Genomic DNA, 16,387 nt, shown 5'->3' on the forward strand with positions numbered 1-16,387 from the left:
GCGTTGACGCCTGCGCGGCGGGCATCTGCTCATGTAGTCCCCCGAGCTTTTCAACACTGAAATGCTCTACGCGCCATACCAGAACACATTAAGCGTTTTAGGGGGTGGGGGTGTGGGGGAGGAGACCCTTTTGCAAAAGGGTCCCTCCCCCACAAAGCATTCTACAGCGCGCAACACAGAAGGCCCGCACGGTTTTTCGCCGTGCGGGCCTTGTTGTATGAACTTTATGTCTGTTTTCAGGTATTACGCTGCGGTGAAGACGAGTTGTTCGTCCTTCGCGTCCACGGTCACGGTCTGACCGTCGCGGATCTTACCGCCCACCAGCAGGCGGGCCAGCGGGGTTTCAACCGCCTGCTGCACGTAGCGCTTGAGGGGCCGTGCGCCGTAGATGGGGTCGTACCCGGCCTCGCTGATGAAGCTCTTGGCCGCGTCGGTCATGTTCAGCTTGATCTTGCGGTCTTCAAGGCGCTTGCGCAGGCGGGCCATCTGCAATTCGACAATGCGGCTGATCTGGTCGCGCCGCAGCGGCAGAAAGACCACGGTTTCATCGACGCGGTTGAGGAACTCCGGCCTGAAGTGCGTGCGCAGGTCTTCCATAACCCTTTCGCGCGCGCCTTCTTTCAGGGTTCCGTCAGCCTCGATACCGTCCAGCAAGTGCATGGAGCCGATGTTGGACGTCATGATGACGATGCAGTTGCGAAAATCCACCGTGCGTCCCTGACTGTCGGTAAGGCGGCCGTCGTCCAGCAGTTGCAGCAGGGTATTGAAGACGTCCGGGTGGGCTTTTTCTATTTCGTCAAAAAGAATGACGGAATAGGGTTTGCGCCGCACGGCCTCGGTAAGCTGGCCGCCTTCGTCATAGCCCACATATCCTGGAGGCGCGCCGATGAGGCGGGATACGGAATGCTTTTCCATATACTCGCTCATGTCGAGACGCACCATGTTGTCTTCAGTGTCAAAGAGCGCTTCGGCCAATGCCTTGGAAAGTTCGGTCTTGCCCACGCCTGTGGGGCCGAGGAAGATGAACGAGCCTGTGGGCCTGTCGGGGTCGGAAAGACCGGCCCTGGCGCGCAGCACGGCGTCGGACACGGCAGTGACGGCTTCGTCCTGACCCACGACGCGCTCATGCAGCTGGTCGGGCAGGCGCAGCAGTTTTTCGCGTTCCGATTCCAGCAACCTGGTAACGGGTATGCCCGTCCATTTGCCGACAATTTCGGCCACGTCGTCCGGGCGCACTTCTTCCTTGAGCAGGCGCGCGCCATTGGCGTCGGCGCTTCCCGCCACTTCCGCGTCAGCCAGTTTTTTCTCAAGTTCAAGCAGCTTCGAATACTTGAGCTCAGCGGCCTTGTTGAGGTCATAGGCGCGTTCGGCCTGCTCGATGGCCAGCTTGGTCTGTTCGATCTGTTCCTTGATCTCGCGCACCTGGTTGATGGAGCCTTTCTCGCTTTCCCACTGCTTGCGCAGTTTGGCCTGCTCGGCGCGCAGATCGACCAGTTCGTTTTCAAGTTTTTCAAGGCGGTCGCGTGAAGCCGCATCGGTTTCACGGCGCAGGGCCTCGCGCTCGATTTCAAGCTGCATGACCTTACGGTTCACTTCGTCCAGATCCGCGGGCAGGGAGTCTATTTCCGTGCGGATGAGGGCCGCGGCCTCGTCAATGAGGTCAATGGCCTTGTCGGGCAACTGGCGGTCCGTGATGTAGCGGTGCGAGAGCACCACGGCTTCCACAATGGCCGAGTCGCTTATGCGCACGCCATGGTGCACCTCAAAGCGTTCCTTGAGCCCGCGCAGGATGGAAATGGTGTCTTCCACCGTGGGTTCGTCCACCATGACCGGCTGAAAGCGCCGTTCCAGGGCCGGGTCTTTTTCAATGTACTTGCGGTACTCGTCCACGGTGGTGGCGCCGATGCAGTGCAGCTCGCCGCGCGCCAGCATGGGCTTGAGCAGGTTGCCCGCATCCATGGCGCCTTCGGTTTTGCCAGCGCCCACAATGGTGTGCAGTTCGTCAATGAAAAGGATGGTATGGCCTTCGCTTTTTTCCACTTCATTAAGAACGGCCTTGAGGCGCTCTTCAAATTCACCGCGATATTTCGCGCCGGCGATGAGCGCGCCCATATCCAGGGCGAAGAGCTTGCGGCCCTTGAGGCCCTCGGGCACGTCGCCCTTGACGATACGGAAGGCAAGGCCTTCAACGATGGCGGTTTTGCCGACGCCCGCCTCACCAATAAGAACAGGGTTGTTCTTGGTGCGGCGCGAAAGAATGCGGATAACCCGGCGTATCTCGGCATCGCGGCCGATGACCGGATCCATCTTGCCCTGACGGGCGGCTTCCACAAGATCTCGGGCGTACTTGTTCAGGGCTTCAAACGTGTCTTCCGGGTTGGCGCTGGTCACGCGTGCGCCGCCGCGCAGTTCTTCCATGGCGGCCACAAAGGCGCTGCGGGTGATCTTGTACTCTTTGAACACCTCGCCAAGAGACGTGGAAGCGGGCACTTCGGTCAGGGCCGCGAACAGGTGGTCAACGCTGACGTACTCGTCCTTCATGCGCTTGGCTTCATTCTGGGCGTCGCCCAGAACCTTGGCCAGGCGCTGTGTGATCATGATCTTTGTGGGGTCCATGCCGCCGCCAGACACGGAAGGGCGCTTGCGCAGCGCGCCTTCAACGGCCACGGCAAAGGCACGGGGCTGCACGCCCATCTGATCCAGAATGCGCGGCACTATGCCGTTTTCCTGCTGGGTGAGGGCCAGGGCCAAGTGCTCGACGTCCGTTTCCTGATGGCCCATGCCTGCGGCGAGGCTTTGGGCTTCGCTGACGGCTTCACGCGCTTTTTCAGTGAATTTGTTAATATCCATATGGATTCCTCCGACAATGCCGCGCCGTTACGGGCGGCAAAATATATTTTTTGGTTCTGCTACAGCAAAACTCTGCATCGGTTCCTGAGGAAGCACTGATTAAAGAGCCTCCTGAAAATGCGCAGGTATTTCGTTTGGCGGCGTTGCTTCACTTTTTTTGAAACAGTCGAGGACGGAAGAGTCCACTCCTGCTTCAAAAAAGATCGCGCCTTGCCAAACGGAATACATCAGCGGTTCCCTAATCTTCAAAATTCTTGAGGCTGCGCACTGCGCGTTCCAGAACATCAATGCGCTCAAGTAGATCCACGATAATGGTGCCGCCAAGGACAGGCAGCTCAAAATCGCAGCAGATACGCTCAAGCTTGCGCACACGGTAAATGTCCGCATCGCGGAAAAGATGCTGCCGCTCGGCCGCGCCGCGCGTTTCAAGCCAGCCCAGAGCGAGCAGTTCGTGAAGACGCTCGGGGTCTATGCCAGTAACCTGAACAAATTCTTCCCATACCATGACCGTGGACGGCGCGGGCAGGGTGGGATTTTTGGGTGTCATGCTCATGCTAAAACCCTCCACCAGGCGTTATGCGCGGGCCTTGAAGGCCGACGTATCCGCCAGTTTCTGCCAGAGTTCGCGTTCGGCGTCAGACAGTTGCGCTGGCGTTTTTATCATGACTCTGGCCAGCAGGTCGCCACGTTTGTCGGCCGCGCCCAGCCCCTTGCCGCGCAGACGGAACTTGCGGCCGGAACTGGAGCCAGCGGGAATCTGCATTTCCACATGCCCCTCCAGCGTGGGCACTTCAACCCTGGCGCCGAGGGCGGCCTCCCAGGGGGCCAGGGCCAGGTCGCACTGCAGATTTTCGCCGTCCACCTTGAAGGTGTTGTGCGGCAGATAGCGCACCCGTAAAAAAAGATCGCCGGGGGAGCCGCCAGGCGCGGGATCGCCCTGTCCGGCCAGCCGTAGCTTGGCCCCTTCGCGTATGCCCGAGGGCACGTTGATCTCCAGCGTCTTGGGGCCCTGCGGGCCCTGGATCGACACGGTACGGCTGCCGCCTTTCTGTACTTCTTCAAGCGTCAGGGGCAACTCGGCCTCCACATCCCGGCCACGCCGGGGGCGGGCGGAAAAGCCGCCAAAGGGGTCGGGGCCGAATTGCGCGCCACGGCCGCCGGGCTGGCCGCCCGACTGTCCGCCGAAAGAGCCGCCAAAAGGGTTGCCGGACTGGCCGCCACCAGCCGCTCCGCCGAAAAGGGTTTCAAAAAAGTCTGAAAACCCTGATCCGTCAAAGCTTTTGCCGCCAAAGGTAAAGTGCACGTTTTCAAAACCCGGTTCGCCCTGGAACTGCTGTCCATGCTGCCAGTTGGGGCCAAGCTGGTCGTACAGCTTGCGTTTTTCCGGGTCTTTAAGAACCTCATACGCCTCGTTGATTTCTTTAAATTTGTCCTCAGCCTGCTTGTCGCCGGGATTCAGGTCGGGGTGGTATTTACGCGCCAGCTTTTTATAGGCCTTGGAAATGTCCTCGGTCTTGGCTGTGCGCTCTACTCCCAGCAGTTTGTAATAATCCTTGTAAGATACTGACATTCTGTGCTCCCCCGTGCGAATCGTGCTCCCGCTCGCGCCGCCCTTTTGGGGCTGGTGGTTCGGGCTGTGCCGGCCGTCTTGTGCGTGACCGTGTCTCAATATGCAAGAATAAGGCCGTGATACCTGAGGTCAATGCCTGCCTGAGAAAAACAATAAACATTTTTACGCAAAAACCAAAATCCTTATGGGATTTTCAGAATTTTTGTTTTGGGGCGTTTTAATCGTGCCCGGAACTGGCGCAAGGTGTGATTTTCAGGCGGCTGCGAGCGGGAGCAGGGGGCTGCGGGAGTAGGGGGCGGGAGCAGAGGGCTGCGGGACTGTTACACATGGCCAAGGCCGGAAAGTTTTTGCAGCAGCAGCGCGGCCTTGGCGGGACCGATGCCGGGCAGGCCGCAGAGATCTTCCTGTGTGGCCGCGCACATGGCTTCCACACTGCCGAAGCGGTCCCACAAAAGGCGCGCCGTGGCTGGCCCTATGCCGGGCAGGCGCATGAGCTCGCCAGAAAGGGCCGCGCCGCGTTTGGCCTTGCGGTGGCGTCCAATGGCAAAGCGGTGGGTGCTGTCGCGCACATTTTGCAGAAAAAGCAGTTCAGGGCCGCCTTCACGCAGGGGCAGGGCATTGACCCTGTCAGGCACAAAAATACGGTCGGCCACATTGCCGGCGCGGCGATCCGCGTGGCCTTGCTCGTCCCTGGCCTTGGCAATGGCGGCCAGGGCGAAAAGGTTTGGCTGCCCCGCCTCCTGTAACGCGCGCTGAATGGTGCGCAGTTGCCCGCGCCCGCCGTCAATGAGCAGCAGGTCTGGCCAGGGGGGGCCACTTTCAAGCCTGCGCGCCACCCAGGCGTACAGTGTGGCATAGTCGTCGCCGCTGTCGGGCATGGCATAGGCGCGGTACTGTGAACGTGCGGGCTGCCCTTCTTCAAAAACCACCAGGCCCACGCGCGTCTGCTGCCCCCCTGTATGGGAAACGTCCACGCATTCGATGCGGTGCGGCGGCCCCGCAAGATGCAGGGAGCGGGCCAGTCGGTCAAGAATGCCCAGTTCGGTTTTCTGTTCCTGACGGCGCGCCTCTTCACGGGCATTGGACTGGGCCATGTCCACAAGCTGGTTATCTCCGGCGTGCTGGGGCGGTACGATGCGCACAGCGCCATTTCTGCGGTCGGACAGGGCCTGCTCCAGCAGTTCGCGGGCAGTAAAAGAGGCAGGAGGGGAGGACGGCGCGGTGCCGCCTTTCGGGGCGTCATGACTGGCATGGGCGCGCGCGTCCGTACCGGAAGCATCTTTAGCAGATGTGTTCAGCCCCGAAGGTTCTGGGCCGGAAGGTATCGGCCCCGCAGTTACTGGTTCGGAGGTTTCTGGCCCAGAGGTTTCTGGACTTGATGTTTCTGGCCCGGAAGGCATGGGGGCCGCATCCGGGCCCGCGCAAGAAGGCGCGGGCAAAGCGGAAGCCAGGTCTTCGGCGCATGGGATGACGGCACCATCCTCGTGCTCAAGATCCTCGGCATCAGGCGGCAGCCAGGGCAAAAGGATGCGGGGGGGCGGGGTGACCTGGCTGTAGTATTGGCTCACAAAGCTCCAGAGCAGCTCCGGGGCGTCCTCGAAGCCCAGGCCCGGCCAGTAGAAGGCGCGTCCATCCGTCACAGCGCCGCTCCGTACAAAGACAATGCCCAGGGCAAGGCCCCTGTCTGCCGGAAAGAGCCCCACGGCATCCATGTCGCCGCCGCCGGGCAGTACGGCGGCCTGGCGCTCCACCGTGCGTTCCACGGCGCGAATCTGGTCACGCAAAATGGCGGCTTTTTCAAATTCCAGATCTTCCGAGGCCCTGTCCATAGCCTCGCGCAGGCTGTCCATCAGAGGCGCGGCGCGTCCCTGTAAAAGATCGCAGACCTTACGGACGTTTTCATTGTATTCCTGAGGCGTCACCATGTTCATGCAGGGCGCGGGGCACTGCCCCATAAAATGGTACAAGCACGCGCGCACGCGGTTTTTCATGGCCTTGTCGGAACAGCGGCGCAGGGCGAAGGCACGGTGGATGATCTTCCACGTTTCACGCGCTGCCAACGCCGAAGTGAATGGCCCGAAATAGCGTGCGCCGTCGCGCCTGGCCTGACGAACAACTTCAAGCCGGGGAAAATCGTGTTTGGTATTCAGCCGAAAGAGCACATACTGCTTGTCGTCGCGCAGCACGATGTTATAGCGCGGCCTGTGCTTTTTGATGAGACTGGCCTCAAGGAGCAGCGCTTCTTTTTCCGTGGTGGTGGTGAGGTATTCTATGCTTGCGGCATGGGAAAGCATGGCCTTGGTCTTGGCGGGCAGCCCGTCAGGCCTGAAATAGGAAAGCACGCGCCGCCGCAGCACGCGCGCCTTGCCAACGTAGATGATGCGGCCCCGTTCATCCTTGTAGAGGTAAACGCCGGGAGACAGGGGGATGGTTGAGGATTCCGGTTTCTGCATGGCAACCATATAACCACCCTTGGGCAACTTGCCAACAGAAAGAAGCAAAGGAAACGCTGATGTATTCCGTTTGGCGGACTTGCTTGACTTTTTTTGAAACAGTCGAGGACGAAAGAGTCCACTCCTGCTTCAAAAAAAGATCGCGCCTTGCCAAACGAAACAACGGCACGTGTTCAAGAGGCTTTTTAATCAGTGCTTTCAAAGTGCAAGTGGGATGCCTCATGTGAGGAATTTTGCGCAGTGAGTGGACGTCTGCCCCTGCCGCGCGGGAACGTTCCATTGGCTAAAGCCAACAGAAAAGGGGAGCCTTGCGGCTCCCCTTTATAGCGAAACTTGAGTCCTGTTCTCTTAGAAAGAGTACACGAAGCTCACGTTGACGTTCCAGGGATCACGCACTTCGTCGGACTTGCCGTTCATCTTGCTGTTGCCCCACACGGACTTGGACTGGTCAAGCCAGGTAGCCAGGTAGGCGGCGTCGAGCATGATGGTGAAGTTGTCATACATCTTGTAGGTGTTGGTCAGGCCAACTTCCATGGCGTAGTCCTGCGTGGTCATGTACAGGGGGTCCATGCCGATCGAATTGCTGTTGGCAGCGATGTTGCCGCCGCCCCAGCTGTTGGACATTCTTTTGGCCATGGTCGGGTTGTTGGTGCCGCCGATGAGGTTCACGCGAAGGGTGTGCTTCAGGTTTTCCAGGAAGCTCATGTCCTTCAAGCGGGCGCCCACGCCCCAGGTGCCAGCCATGCTGTAGCCAAGGATGGCTTCACGAGCGATGTAGGGGTTGCCGTTGAAGGCGAAGTTGGAGAAGCCGTTGTTGCTGTTGTTCACGCTCAGGCTGGGCATACGTCCGGAGCCGTTGGAAGGATTGCTGTCGTCGCCGGAACCGTACCAGCCGTAGATGCCGGGAATGGCCCAGTCAAGCTTGTATTCGGCGAGCAGAGAAGCCAGCCAACCGGAACGGTTGAGGCGGCTCTGGTCATAGGTGGCGGAACCGTAGTTGAAATCCCACGCGATGCGGATGGGGTCAAACATGGTCACTTCGCCGGTCAGGCCAGCCCAGAAAATGTTGCCGTATTCGTTCAGCTTGTAGCCGGTAACAGCGCTGCCGTCCTTGTGACGGGCACCGCCAGCGGGGAACAAGCCAGCAGTGGGGAACTTTTTGGAGGTGCCAGAGACGTTGCCGAAGTAGCCAGTGTCATCACGGAAAGCATTGGGGCCGATGGCAGCGTACATGACCCAGGGGGTCACTTTCACGCCGTCAAAGGTCAAGGGCACGAGCAGGGCGCCAACGTCAACGTTGTCCATGTAGTTGTTGGCCTGGGCGTTGGTGCCCGTGCCATTGGAGTAGTTGTCGTTGAAGGGACGGGCCCACAGGGCGGTCACGGCAACGTTTTCGTTGATCTGGTAGGAGGCGGTGATGCCGGCCACGTCGTCGTTGAAGACCTGGCTTTCAGTGGTGAAGCTGGGCAGGGCCATGCCCTGGATGCCCATGCGCACCTTCAGGTCGGTCTGGGGAACGAGCCAGTCGATGTAAGCGTTCTTCAGCTTGATATTCTGGTTGTCGTCAGCACCCAGAGCGCCACCGGTTTTGCTCTGGCCCCAGGTATTGGCGCCGATTTCAAAGAACACGGTACCGGACAGAGCTTCGGAGGCAACGGCGTCCAACTGCAAGCGCACGCGCTGGCTGGCTTCGAATTCGTCAGCATTGCGATAAGAGGAGTTGCCGGCTTTGCCGCCGTTGAAACCGGTCTGACCATTGCCGCCGGTGAAACCGCCGTTCTGGCCGTAGTCAAAGCTCATGATCCACTGGCCCTTGGCCTTGAAGTCAATGGCGCTGGCGCCTGTGGCAGCGCCGAACACCAGACCGGCCGCCAACAGAAGAGTCGCGATCTTTTTCATGGTTAACCTTCCTTTATTTTGCCCAGACAGGGCACGTTTTTTCTGTACACGCCTGTGGAGCGGATGTCCGCTTCGGGCCAACTATAGAAAAGGCTCGAACACATTGCAAGCATTATCGTGCAAAAATTTTAACCCTCTTGGGCTTTAAAAAAAGAAAAAATTAAAAAAATGTATAAAATGTGAGTGTTAGAGTTTTTTTAGGTAATAAATTTTTTCAGGGCGGAAGAATTTTTTTGTCCACACACAGATAAAAAGCCCAAGGGCGCTATAAATTCAGTATGTTACATTCATGTTACCGGCGGTATAATTTTTTTGCACTGGCCGAAAAACCGGAGGATGGATCGAGTGTGCCGATTTTTCGGGCCACTGAGGGTATTTGCGGGTAGTTGCGGGCATCTGGCTCATGACTGTGGATTGTGCGTGGCCCGAACCTCTGTCAGTTCAGATCCGTTGCGTATTCCACGCAGGCGAGCGCCAGCCCTTCAGGAGGGGCCGTCACCGAGGGCAGCGCCCGACGGTCATGAGCCGCCAGCAGCGCCGGTATCTGCTCCGCCAGCATCTTGCCCTGGCCGCAGGCGGCCAGAAGACCGGCCATGTTGCGCACCATCTGCTTCAAAAAGCCGTCAGCCGTGACGGCAAGACGCAGCATGGGAGCGTGGGGCGGATAAAATTCGCAGGGGGGCAGCTGTTCCAGACGGGCGTCCAGCAGGGTGCGTTCGGTATTTTCCACATCAGTGCCCGCATTGCGCAGTCCGGCAAAGTCGTGCGTGCCCAGCAGAGAGGGAATGGCGCTGCGCATGGCGTCCAGATCCAGCGGGCCGCAGTTCCACACAAAGGGGCGGAGATGGGGCGGCATAAAGCGCCGATCCTGCCAGAACTGATAGACATAGGTTTTGCGCAGGGCGTCCTTGCGGGCGTGAAAATCCGGTGCCGCCCGCACAGCTTCCAGAACGCGGATATCGCGCGGAAGCACCGCATTGAGGCTGTGCCGCCAGTCCATCCCCGCTCGGGCGTCAGGCACGTCGCAATGCGCCACCTGCCCATGCGCGTGCACGCCGGAATCGGTGCGGCCCGAGCCATGCACGCGTACGTGCTGCCCCGCGATCTGGAGCAGGGCGGCTTCAAGCGCGCCCTGAACCGTCGGCGGGGGGTTGGGCTTTTCCTGTATCTGCCAGCCGCTGTAGCCCGTGCCCACGTAGGAAATGAGTAGTCTGAGGCGCATTATTCCGGCAGCTTCATGCGGGTGATGATTTCCGTCAGTTTGGCTGTCTTGGCCGGATTGACGTAGGTGAGAATGTCCCCCGACTGCTTGGGCGACATGCCTGTGAGAATGCGTACCGCTACACGTTCGTCCATACTTTCCAGCGCCTTGGCGGCGGCCTTGGGCTTCATCTGAGTATAGGTGAGCACGAGTCGGCGGATTTTTTCATCCTCAATGCCGCGCGCTTCGCGGATCATGCCCTTCATCTTTTCTTCGGCGCTCTGCATGTCCTTGAGGCGCTGATCCATCTGCTGGCGCAGCATGAGAATGTCCTGTTGCTGGCGGGCCAGTTCCTGCGCCTTGATATTGGGATCAGTGGGCGTTTGCGGCGGGCGCACGGTTGGCGTCGGAGGCGCGGGCACGCCTGTCTGGCTGCTCATGGGCAGGGAGGGGACGCTGCCCGCGTTTGAATCGCCGAAGCCGGAAGCGCCGCGCGGCGGCAGGGGCGCGCCGTCCGTACCCTGGCCGCGCGGGATGTTGGACGGAATATCCGGGACTCCGGGCAGGGAATAGGGCGCGGTCTGCGCGGCGGGCGCAAAGGGCGTCGTCTGGCCCAGGGGCGGCGTCTGCGGCACGGGCATATCCTGGGCGGCCGCGTGGGCGGCCTGCACGCTGCCAAGGGCCGGGATGGGCAAACGGCCAAGGGCGTCAAGCCAACTGTGCTCGCCGGAAGTTTTTGACGCGGCAGTGGTGGTGGCGTCAGGGCTGGCCTGCGCTGGCGCGCTGACGCCCGGCTGGGCCAGGGGCGCGGCCAGAGGTGCGGGCTGGCTGATGTCGGGCGGGGTGAAAAGTTTCTGCTCGGCGGCATGGCTTATGGGGGAGACTCCCGCTGGCATCATGGGCGAGGGCAGGGCCTCCGCATCCAGTACCCGTCCCCCTGCGGCAGCGCCACGCGGTTGGGCGGCGGCCGCCATTTTGGCTGCGGCAGAGCCCTGCGGCGCATGGGCCTGGTCTTTGGCAAGCCGGTCAGCGGGCGAATTTTGGGATGCACGACCTGCGTCAGGAGCCCCGCCCTGTTCCGCGGAAGGGGCCACGTGCGCAGGGGATGCGCCTGCGGCGCGCTGCGGCGTTGCGGGCAGATCCACAGGTTCGGCGCTTTTGGCGTTTTCCTGACGGCTGGCCGCCACAAGCGCGGTCAGCTTGTCCATAACAGCGGCCTCGGAAAGCGGGTCCGCCGGAGGCACAAAGGCCGTTTGCGAGGGCGCGCCGCCAAGCCATGTGGGCAGGGGCACGTCAAGAAGCAGCATGCACAGCATGGAGAGCTTGATAAAGCAAAGCACCGCCAGCCAGCGGAACAGCTTAGAGAGTCGGAGCTTTGTAGCGGAGGGTGGCTGTTTCGTCATTGGTGCGTTGCTCCTTCAATTGTTCCTCACGGGCATAGTGCTGCTTTTGCCTTTCCTTGAGCTTTTCCAGCAGCTTTTTGTCGATGGCGCGTTCGGCCAGCAGTTGGCGGGCTTCTTCAGCCAGTTGTTCCAGCATGCGTACCTGCAGGGCTTCGTGCGCGGCGTCGGCCCGCAGGCCTTTGACGTATTGCTCAAGCACCCAGCGTTCGGCGGCATCCATAAGAACAGCGCCCACAAGGCGGTCTTCGGCCTGGCGCAGCTCGGCCTTGATTTTGTCCAGGCGATCCTGAGCTTCGGCCAGCCGGGCGCGCTGGACGGCCAGGTTGACCTTGGCCTCTTCTTCCAGTTGTTCCCGGTAATCCAGCACTTTTTGCATCTTGAAACGGAAGGGCACGCGCATACCGCCTTTTTTTTGACACCTGCGGGGCATCCGTTCTCGTTATTTGCAAACAGCGGGCCAAACAGCGGGCCAAGCCGAGAACCGATTTTATGCGTGCGGCGTCTGCGCGAGTAATCTGCGCGGGCAGCCTGCGCGGGCAAACCTGCGCGGGAATCTGTTCGCGCGGCCTGTTCCCCCGCTTTTCACTGTGCGGCCGAAAGACCATCAGCCTCGGGGATGCGGGCCGTGGCAAAAAGCCTTTACGTCACGGCGGCCATGAGGGCAACCGTGACGGGCTTTTGCCAGACCTTGCCGCTCCGTCATCGCGCTGCCTACTATCTATAATGATAGGGAAAGCGAGCGATAGGAAATGCAAAGAAATGCCTGGCACGCCTGTATGCCGACAATCCTGCAGGGTTTGCAGATGTTGGCCAGCCAGGGACTGTTTCCAAATAATTCTTTTGTCCAAATTGGCTGCGTCAAAAGGCCATTTTTTACTCTCGTCATGTACCGAAAAGTACACTCCTTTCGAAAAAAAGCCGTTTTCCTTGCCCTTGGCGCAAAATCATTTATTTAGAAACAGCCCCTGGAGCAGGTTACCAATGAAATGCGTTACCAGCTCTAGACGTTGAGGGCCGCCGCATGGTTGACCGGCCCGACTCCATTGCCGGGGGTGTAGCTGCGGCGCAGGGCGAGATTAAGGTACTCCTGCGCCCGCGTCACGGCCACCTGCAGGGGCAGCCCCTTGCCAAGACCCACAGCTATGGCCGCAGAAAGCGTGCAGCCCGTGCCGTGGTTGTTTATGGTGTCCACCTTGGCCTGCGGCAAGGCCTTGGGGGCCTGGCCCTCGATGCACAGGCAGTCCGTGACCACAACGCTGCTTTCCATATGGCCGCCCTTGATGAGCACGGCCCTTGCGCCCATTTGCAGCAGTTTTTCGCCAGCGGCCGCGGCGTCTTCAAACGTGTCTATGGTGGTGTTGGTCAGCATTTCGGCTTCGGGCCTGTTGGGCGTCAGCAGGTCGCAGCCGGGAATGATGTCATTGATGAGGGCGCTGACGGCGTCTTTGTGCAAAAGATTGCTGCCGCTCTGACTTACGGAAACCGGGTCCACCACAAGCGGAAAGCTGCGTTGGCGCAGTATGGGGGCTACGGCCCTGATGATGGGAGCGGAAAAAAGCATGCCTGTCTTGGCGGCAGCGATGGAAAAGCCGTCAAGCACAGTGTGCAGTTGCAGCGCCACAAAGTCGGGATCAGGGGCGTGTATGCCCGTGACGCCCAGGCCGTTTTGGGCGGTAAGGGCCGTAATGACGCTCATGCCGTAGCCGCCCATGGCCATAATGGTTTTCAGGTCTGCCTGTATGCCCGCACCGCCGCCGGAGTCGGAGCCGGCAATGGTGAGAATGTTAGGGGGATTCAACATGCGCGCCTCTTGGGTAGTAGGTAGATGACAGTAAGAGCGAACAGAGCCGCACTATAGCCCGCCCTGTTGCCGGGTGCAATGTGCTGCTGTTCGCCACCGTTCCGCCACCGTTTCGGCCCCGGAGAGTCTAGAAAATATCTTCACAGCCCGGAAAAGCAATGCTAGCATCAGCAAAGCGGTAAGAGCCCGCAGATGGGTGTCCTGCGGGGCCGAAAGCGTCCTGCGCGGGGTTTTGCGTCTCTGTGTTATCAGATGTTTTCGCACGCCGCTGTTGAAGGAGTTGCGCATGAAACTGGATAAAAAGGAACCCGGAGTGCCGGGTATTGTCAATCTTCCCGATCCTGCTCCGGGCAGGGGCGGGCGCAAGGTGGTGGTTCTGGCCCTGCTGGCGGTGCTGCTGGTGGGCGGAGCCGCCTATTGGCTCACGCGCGATAAAGACACGCGCGATCACTGGCGCGATCAGGCTGCCGCTGTCATCGACAATGCCACCAGCGGCACGCCCCTGGCTGGCGTGGGCGACGTCCTGCGTGACGCGCCTCCGCCGCCTCCGCCTTCGGTGGTGAGTCCCTATACGGCGCCGGGCACCCTGGCCGGTCAGAATGTGCAGGGGACGGTGAACAGCCCCACGGATGCGACCATGCCCGGAAACGGGACTGCCGCCGGACCGGACGGCAGCGCGGCCCCCACAGGTCTGACCCCGCGCGTTACGGAAGACAGCCGCGTGCGCCCGCAATTTGTGGAAAATCTGGCGGCATATCTGGTTTCGCGCTTCAAGCCCGGCCCGCGAGTCGGCACGCTCAATACCTCGGTACAGAGCGTCAATCAGCGTTTCGGTTCCAAGCTCACCGGCCTTGGCGACGGCGACGCCGGGGGCAGGGTCGCCCTTTTGCGCTATGCTTTTCATCCGACCATGCTGCAAGGGCTGTACAGCCTGTATGTGGACCGCTTCATGGAAGATATCGCCCGTGAAGCCAGGGCCAGGGATCTCAACGCCGAGCAGACGCAGCAGTTGTATATGGCGTTGGCTGGCAAGTTTGTAATGCTTGCCGGAGCGCTTGAAGGCGTTGCCGCCACGCCTGACCTTGACGCGCGCCTGCGCCAGATGGACGCGGCGGCGCAAAACACGGTGGGCATCAACAGCCAGATGGCCGAGGCGACATTTGAATACGACCAGTTGCGCGAAGCCAAGGCTTCGCAGGCCCAGATCAACACGGCCCAATTGCGTGTGGACGGCCTCGGGGCACGGTTTCGCCGTTCCCTTGAAGAGCAGGCCGTGGCGCAACGGGCGCTGGTGAACGCCGTCCGGCGCGGGGCCGGACAGACTATGGACGATGACGAGCTTATTTTTGTGGCCCGCTGGGCTGACCGCCGCCTCAAGCAGGACCCGCAGGCCATGGCCTCGGTGCAGACATCGGCGGGCATCCTGCGTGATCTTTCCCGGCGTTGCGCACAGGCCGCCACAGGCGCGCCAGTGCAACGCAATGGATCTTCCGCTTCTCACAACGGTTCGCCCGCGCCGCATAACGGCGCGCCCGCTTCCTACCCAGGGGCAGCGCAGCAACCCGTGTACTCCGGCTCAATGACCGGGCAGGGAGCAGCACCGGGCGCGACGCAGGGGCTGACGCCGCCCGCAGGCAATGGCGCGTTGTCAGCGCCTGCTCCTGCTTCAGTACTGACTCCGACCCCGGCGCAGGTTCCGTCTCAGGGAATGGCCCCGGCTGTTCCCGCCGCGCCAACCGCGCCGCATGCAAGCCCGGCCCTCACGTTGCCAGCAGCGCGCCCGGAGGCCGTTGGTTCTCCGGCTCAGGTGGGCGGGCAGGGACGTTGAGCGCACGTTGCGTCTTTTTTGTGGGTGGCACGCGCAGCGGCAAAAGCGGCATGGCCCAGCGCTGGGCCGAAGCCGTGGCCCCGCAACGGCTGTATCTGGCGACCTGTTGGGCCGAGGACGAGGAAATGGCGCGCCGTGTGGCGCGGCATCAGGATATGCGCGGCGCTGGCTGGCAATGCCTTGAGGAACCTCTGAATCCCGCCGCCGCCCTTGACCGTCTTTTTGCAGCGGCGACACAAACTGGCGGTGTGCGCGCTTCACAGACGCCATCGGCAGTGGACGGCCCGACAGCGCCGGAAGGACCAGACGGGCCAGACGGGTTGGCAGGGCCGGAAAGGCCAGAAATGTCGGAATGTCCAGGCGGGACGGAAAGCGCCGCGCCGGGCGTCATTTTGCTGGACTGCGTAAGCCTGTGGATTGCCAATCTTCTTGCCCGCGATCAGGGCGAGGAGGCAATTTTGCGTAAGGTATCGGCCCTTGGGGAGCGCCTGGCCGCGCCCCCTGTGCCCGTGGCCGTGGTCAGCGCCGAAACGGGCTTGGGCCTTGTGCCCATGTCGCCCCTGGGGCGAGCTTTTAATGACGTGCTGGGCCTGGCCAATCAGGAACTGGCCCGGGTCTGTCACCATGTGGTTTTTGTCAGTTGCGGCCTGCCCCTGGCTCTCAAGGGGGCGCTGCCGGAGGAACTATGTTGAACTGCTCGCGCAAATACAGCGGCACAGCCCATAGAAGGGCCATGCCGCTGGTATTGTTGTGTCTTTTTTTAATGACCCTGTGTTTGGGTTTTGCCGCGCCGTCACTGGCGGCAGGCACGGCCGCCGCCGCGCGGCAGTGCGTCGTGCAGGCTGGCAAAGCCGTGGAAAGCGCCGATACGGCGGCTTTTGAAAAGCTTGTGGATATGGACGGCATCCTTGCTGCCGCTCTGGATATCTTTGTGCGGCGGGCCAGGCAGCCGCAGGCAGCGGCCGATCTGCCGCCCATGCTGGCCATACTGTTTTCTCAGGCCGCATCCGGCGAGCAGGGCAGCGCCACGGTGCGCGCCCTTCTGCTCAATGAATCACGCGCCTTTATCGTCAACGGCATCAGTTCCGGCGCGTTTGCCGGACGCAAGGTGGAAGGGCGCGCCGCTCAGGGCGTGCTGGCCCCCCTGTTCGCGGACGCCTCCATTGGCCGCAAGGAAATTCGGCAGGTGGGCGAGGCTCGCGCCAAAAATGGCGACTGGCTGGTGCCCTTTACTGTCTACGATCACGGCAATGGCGAAAGCTACCGGGTGAACGGAAAAGTGAATTTTGACGGCGGCAGCACCGGGCGGCTGGTTGCTGTTGAAAACCTTGAAGCCCTTATGGGGCAGGTTGCCGAAGAAAGCCGCAGCGTGCAGTGAGGCG

12 protein-coding genes are annotated in these 16,387 nt (G+C 61.0%); 3 read left to right on the forward strand and 9 right to left on the reverse strand.

Annotated elements, in window-relative coordinates; translation table 11 throughout:
- Positions 1-243: 243 nt before the first annotated feature.
- The 9 genes from clpB to thiD all read right to left on the reverse strand — a co-directional run bounded on the left by clpB (position 244) and on the right by thiD (position 13,177).
- On the reverse strand, positions 244-2,850 hold the full coding sequence (gene clpB / locus DESU86_RS10080; RefSeq protein ID WP_179980924.1) for an ATP-dependent chaperone ClpB: 2,607 nt from the start codon (positions 2,848-2,850) through the stop codon (positions 244-246).
- 238 nt (positions 2,851-3,088) lie between these two features.
- Complete coding sequence (locus tag DESU86_RS10085) at positions 3,089-3,403, reverse strand: chaperone modulator CbpM (RefSeq protein ID WP_179980925.1); 315 nt, start codon at positions 3,401-3,403, stop codon at positions 3,089-3,091.
- Between the two features lie 21 nt (positions 3,404-3,424).
- Positions 3,425-4,420, reverse strand: a complete 996-nt coding sequence (locus DESU86_RS10090; RefSeq protein ID WP_179980926.1) for a DnaJ C-terminal domain-containing protein — start codon at positions 4,418-4,420, stop codon at positions 3,425-3,427.
- Between the two features lie 320 nt (positions 4,421-4,740).
- Complete coding sequence (uvrC, locus tag DESU86_RS10095; protein WP_179981794.1) at positions 4,741-6,873, reverse strand: excinuclease ABC subunit UvrC; 2,133 nt, start codon at positions 6,871-6,873, stop codon at positions 4,741-4,743.
- A 348-nt stretch (positions 6,874-7,221) separates the two neighbouring features.
- Entirely contained in the window at positions 7,222-8,772 is a 1,551-nt protein-coding gene (locus tag DESU86_RS10100; RefSeq protein WP_179980927.1) for an outer membrane homotrimeric porin, read from the reverse strand.
- A 436-nt stretch (positions 8,773-9,208) separates the two neighbouring features.
- Positions 9,209-9,994 (reverse strand): tRNA pseudouridine(38-40) synthase TruA, encoded by a 786-nt coding sequence (gene truA / locus DESU86_RS10105; RefSeq protein ID WP_179980928.1) that lies wholly within the window; start codon positions 9,992-9,994, stop codon positions 9,209-9,211.
- Positions 9,994-11,376 (reverse strand): MotE family protein, encoded by a 1,383-nt coding sequence (locus tag DESU86_RS10110; protein WP_232088324.1) that lies wholly within the window; start codon positions 11,374-11,376, stop codon positions 9,994-9,996. The genes truA and DESU86_RS10110 overlap by 1 nt, the downstream gene beginning before the upstream one ends.
- On the reverse strand, positions 11,333-11,806 hold the full coding sequence (gene fliJ, locus DESU86_RS10115) for a flagellar export protein FliJ (RefSeq protein ID WP_232088325.1): 474 nt from the start codon (positions 11,804-11,806) through the stop codon (positions 11,333-11,335). The genes DESU86_RS10110 and fliJ overlap by 44 nt, the downstream gene beginning before the upstream one ends.
- 570 nt (positions 11,807-12,376) lie before the next feature.
- Positions 12,377-13,177 carry a bifunctional hydroxymethylpyrimidine kinase/phosphomethylpyrimidine kinase gene (gene thiD / locus DESU86_RS10120; protein ID WP_179980929.1) on the reverse strand — a complete coding sequence of 267 codons (801 nt, stop codon included), beginning with the start codon at positions 13,175-13,177 and terminating at the stop codon, positions 12,377-12,379.
- A 286-nt stretch (positions 13,178-13,463) separates the two neighbouring features.
- On the opposite strand from thiD, the gene DESU86_RS10125 reads away from it, so the two are divergent.
- Genes DESU86_RS10125 through DESU86_RS10135 form a run of 3 tightly spaced genes read left to right on the forward strand, consistent with a single transcriptional unit; the run spans position 13,464 to position 16,383 of the window.
- Entirely contained in the window at positions 13,464-15,005 is a 1,542-nt protein-coding gene (locus tag DESU86_RS10125; protein WP_232088326.1) for a hypothetical protein, read from the forward strand.
- A complete protein-coding gene (locus DESU86_RS14400; RefSeq protein ID WP_232088327.1) occupies positions 15,002-15,697 on the forward strand; it encodes a bifunctional adenosylcobinamide kinase/adenosylcobinamide-phosphate guanylyltransferase in 696 nt (231 codons plus the stop codon). Before DESU86_RS10125 ends, DESU86_RS14400 begins: the two co-directional genes overlap by 4 nt.
- Positions 15,691-16,383, forward strand: a complete 693-nt coding sequence (locus DESU86_RS10135) for a hypothetical protein (RefSeq protein WP_179980930.1) — start codon at positions 15,691-15,693, stop codon at positions 16,381-16,383. Before DESU86_RS14400 ends, DESU86_RS10135 begins: the two co-directional genes overlap by 7 nt.
- Positions 16,384-16,387: the final 4 nt, after the last annotated feature.

The organism is Desulfovibrio sp. 86, from assembly GCF_902702915.1.
Classification (GTDB): Bacteria; Desulfobacterota; Desulfovibrionia; order Desulfovibrionales; family Desulfovibrionaceae; genus Desulfovibrio.

Excerpts from the sequence above, each read along its gene's own strand:
- clpB (WP_179980924.1), bottom strand. The coding sequence starts at position 2,850 with ATGGATATTAACAAATTCACTGAAAAAGCGCGTGAAGCCGTCAGCGAA.
- DESU86_RS10085 (WP_179980925.1), bottom strand. The coding sequence starts at position 3,403 with ATGAGCATGACACCCAAAAATCCCACCCTGCCCGCGCCGTCCACGGTC.
- DESU86_RS10090 (WP_179980926.1), bottom strand. The coding sequence starts at position 4,420 with ATGTCAGTATCTTACAAGGATTATTACAAACTGCTGGGAGTAGAGCGC.
- uvrC (WP_179981794.1), bottom strand. The coding sequence starts at position 6,873 with ATGCAGAAACCGGAATCCTCAACCATCCCCCTGTCTCCCGGCGTTTAC.
- DESU86_RS10100 (WP_179980927.1), bottom strand. The coding sequence starts at position 8,772 with ATGAAAAAGATCGCGACTCTTCTGTTGGCGGCCGGTCTGGTGTTCGGC.
- truA (WP_179980928.1), bottom strand. The coding sequence starts at position 9,994 with ATGCGCCTCAGACTACTCATTTCCTACGTGGGCACGGGCTACAGCGGC.
- DESU86_RS10110 (WP_232088324.1), bottom strand. The coding sequence starts at position 11,376 with ATGACGAAACAGCCACCCTCCGCTACAAAGCTCCGACTCTCTAAGCTG.
- fliJ (WP_232088325.1), bottom strand. The coding sequence starts at position 11,806 with ATGCCCCGCAGGTGTCAAAAAAAAGGCGGTATGCGCGTGCCCTTCCGT.
- thiD (WP_179980929.1), bottom strand. The coding sequence starts at position 13,177 with ATGTTGAATCCCCCTAACATTCTCACCATTGCCGGCTCCGACTCCGGC.
- DESU86_RS10125 (WP_232088326.1), top strand. The coding sequence starts at position 13,464 with ATGAAACTGGATAAAAAGGAACCCGGAGTGCCGGGTATTGTCAATCTT.
- DESU86_RS10135 (WP_179980930.1), top strand. The coding sequence starts at position 15,691 with ATGTTGAACTGCTCGCGCAAATACAGCGGCACAGCCCATAGAAGGGCC.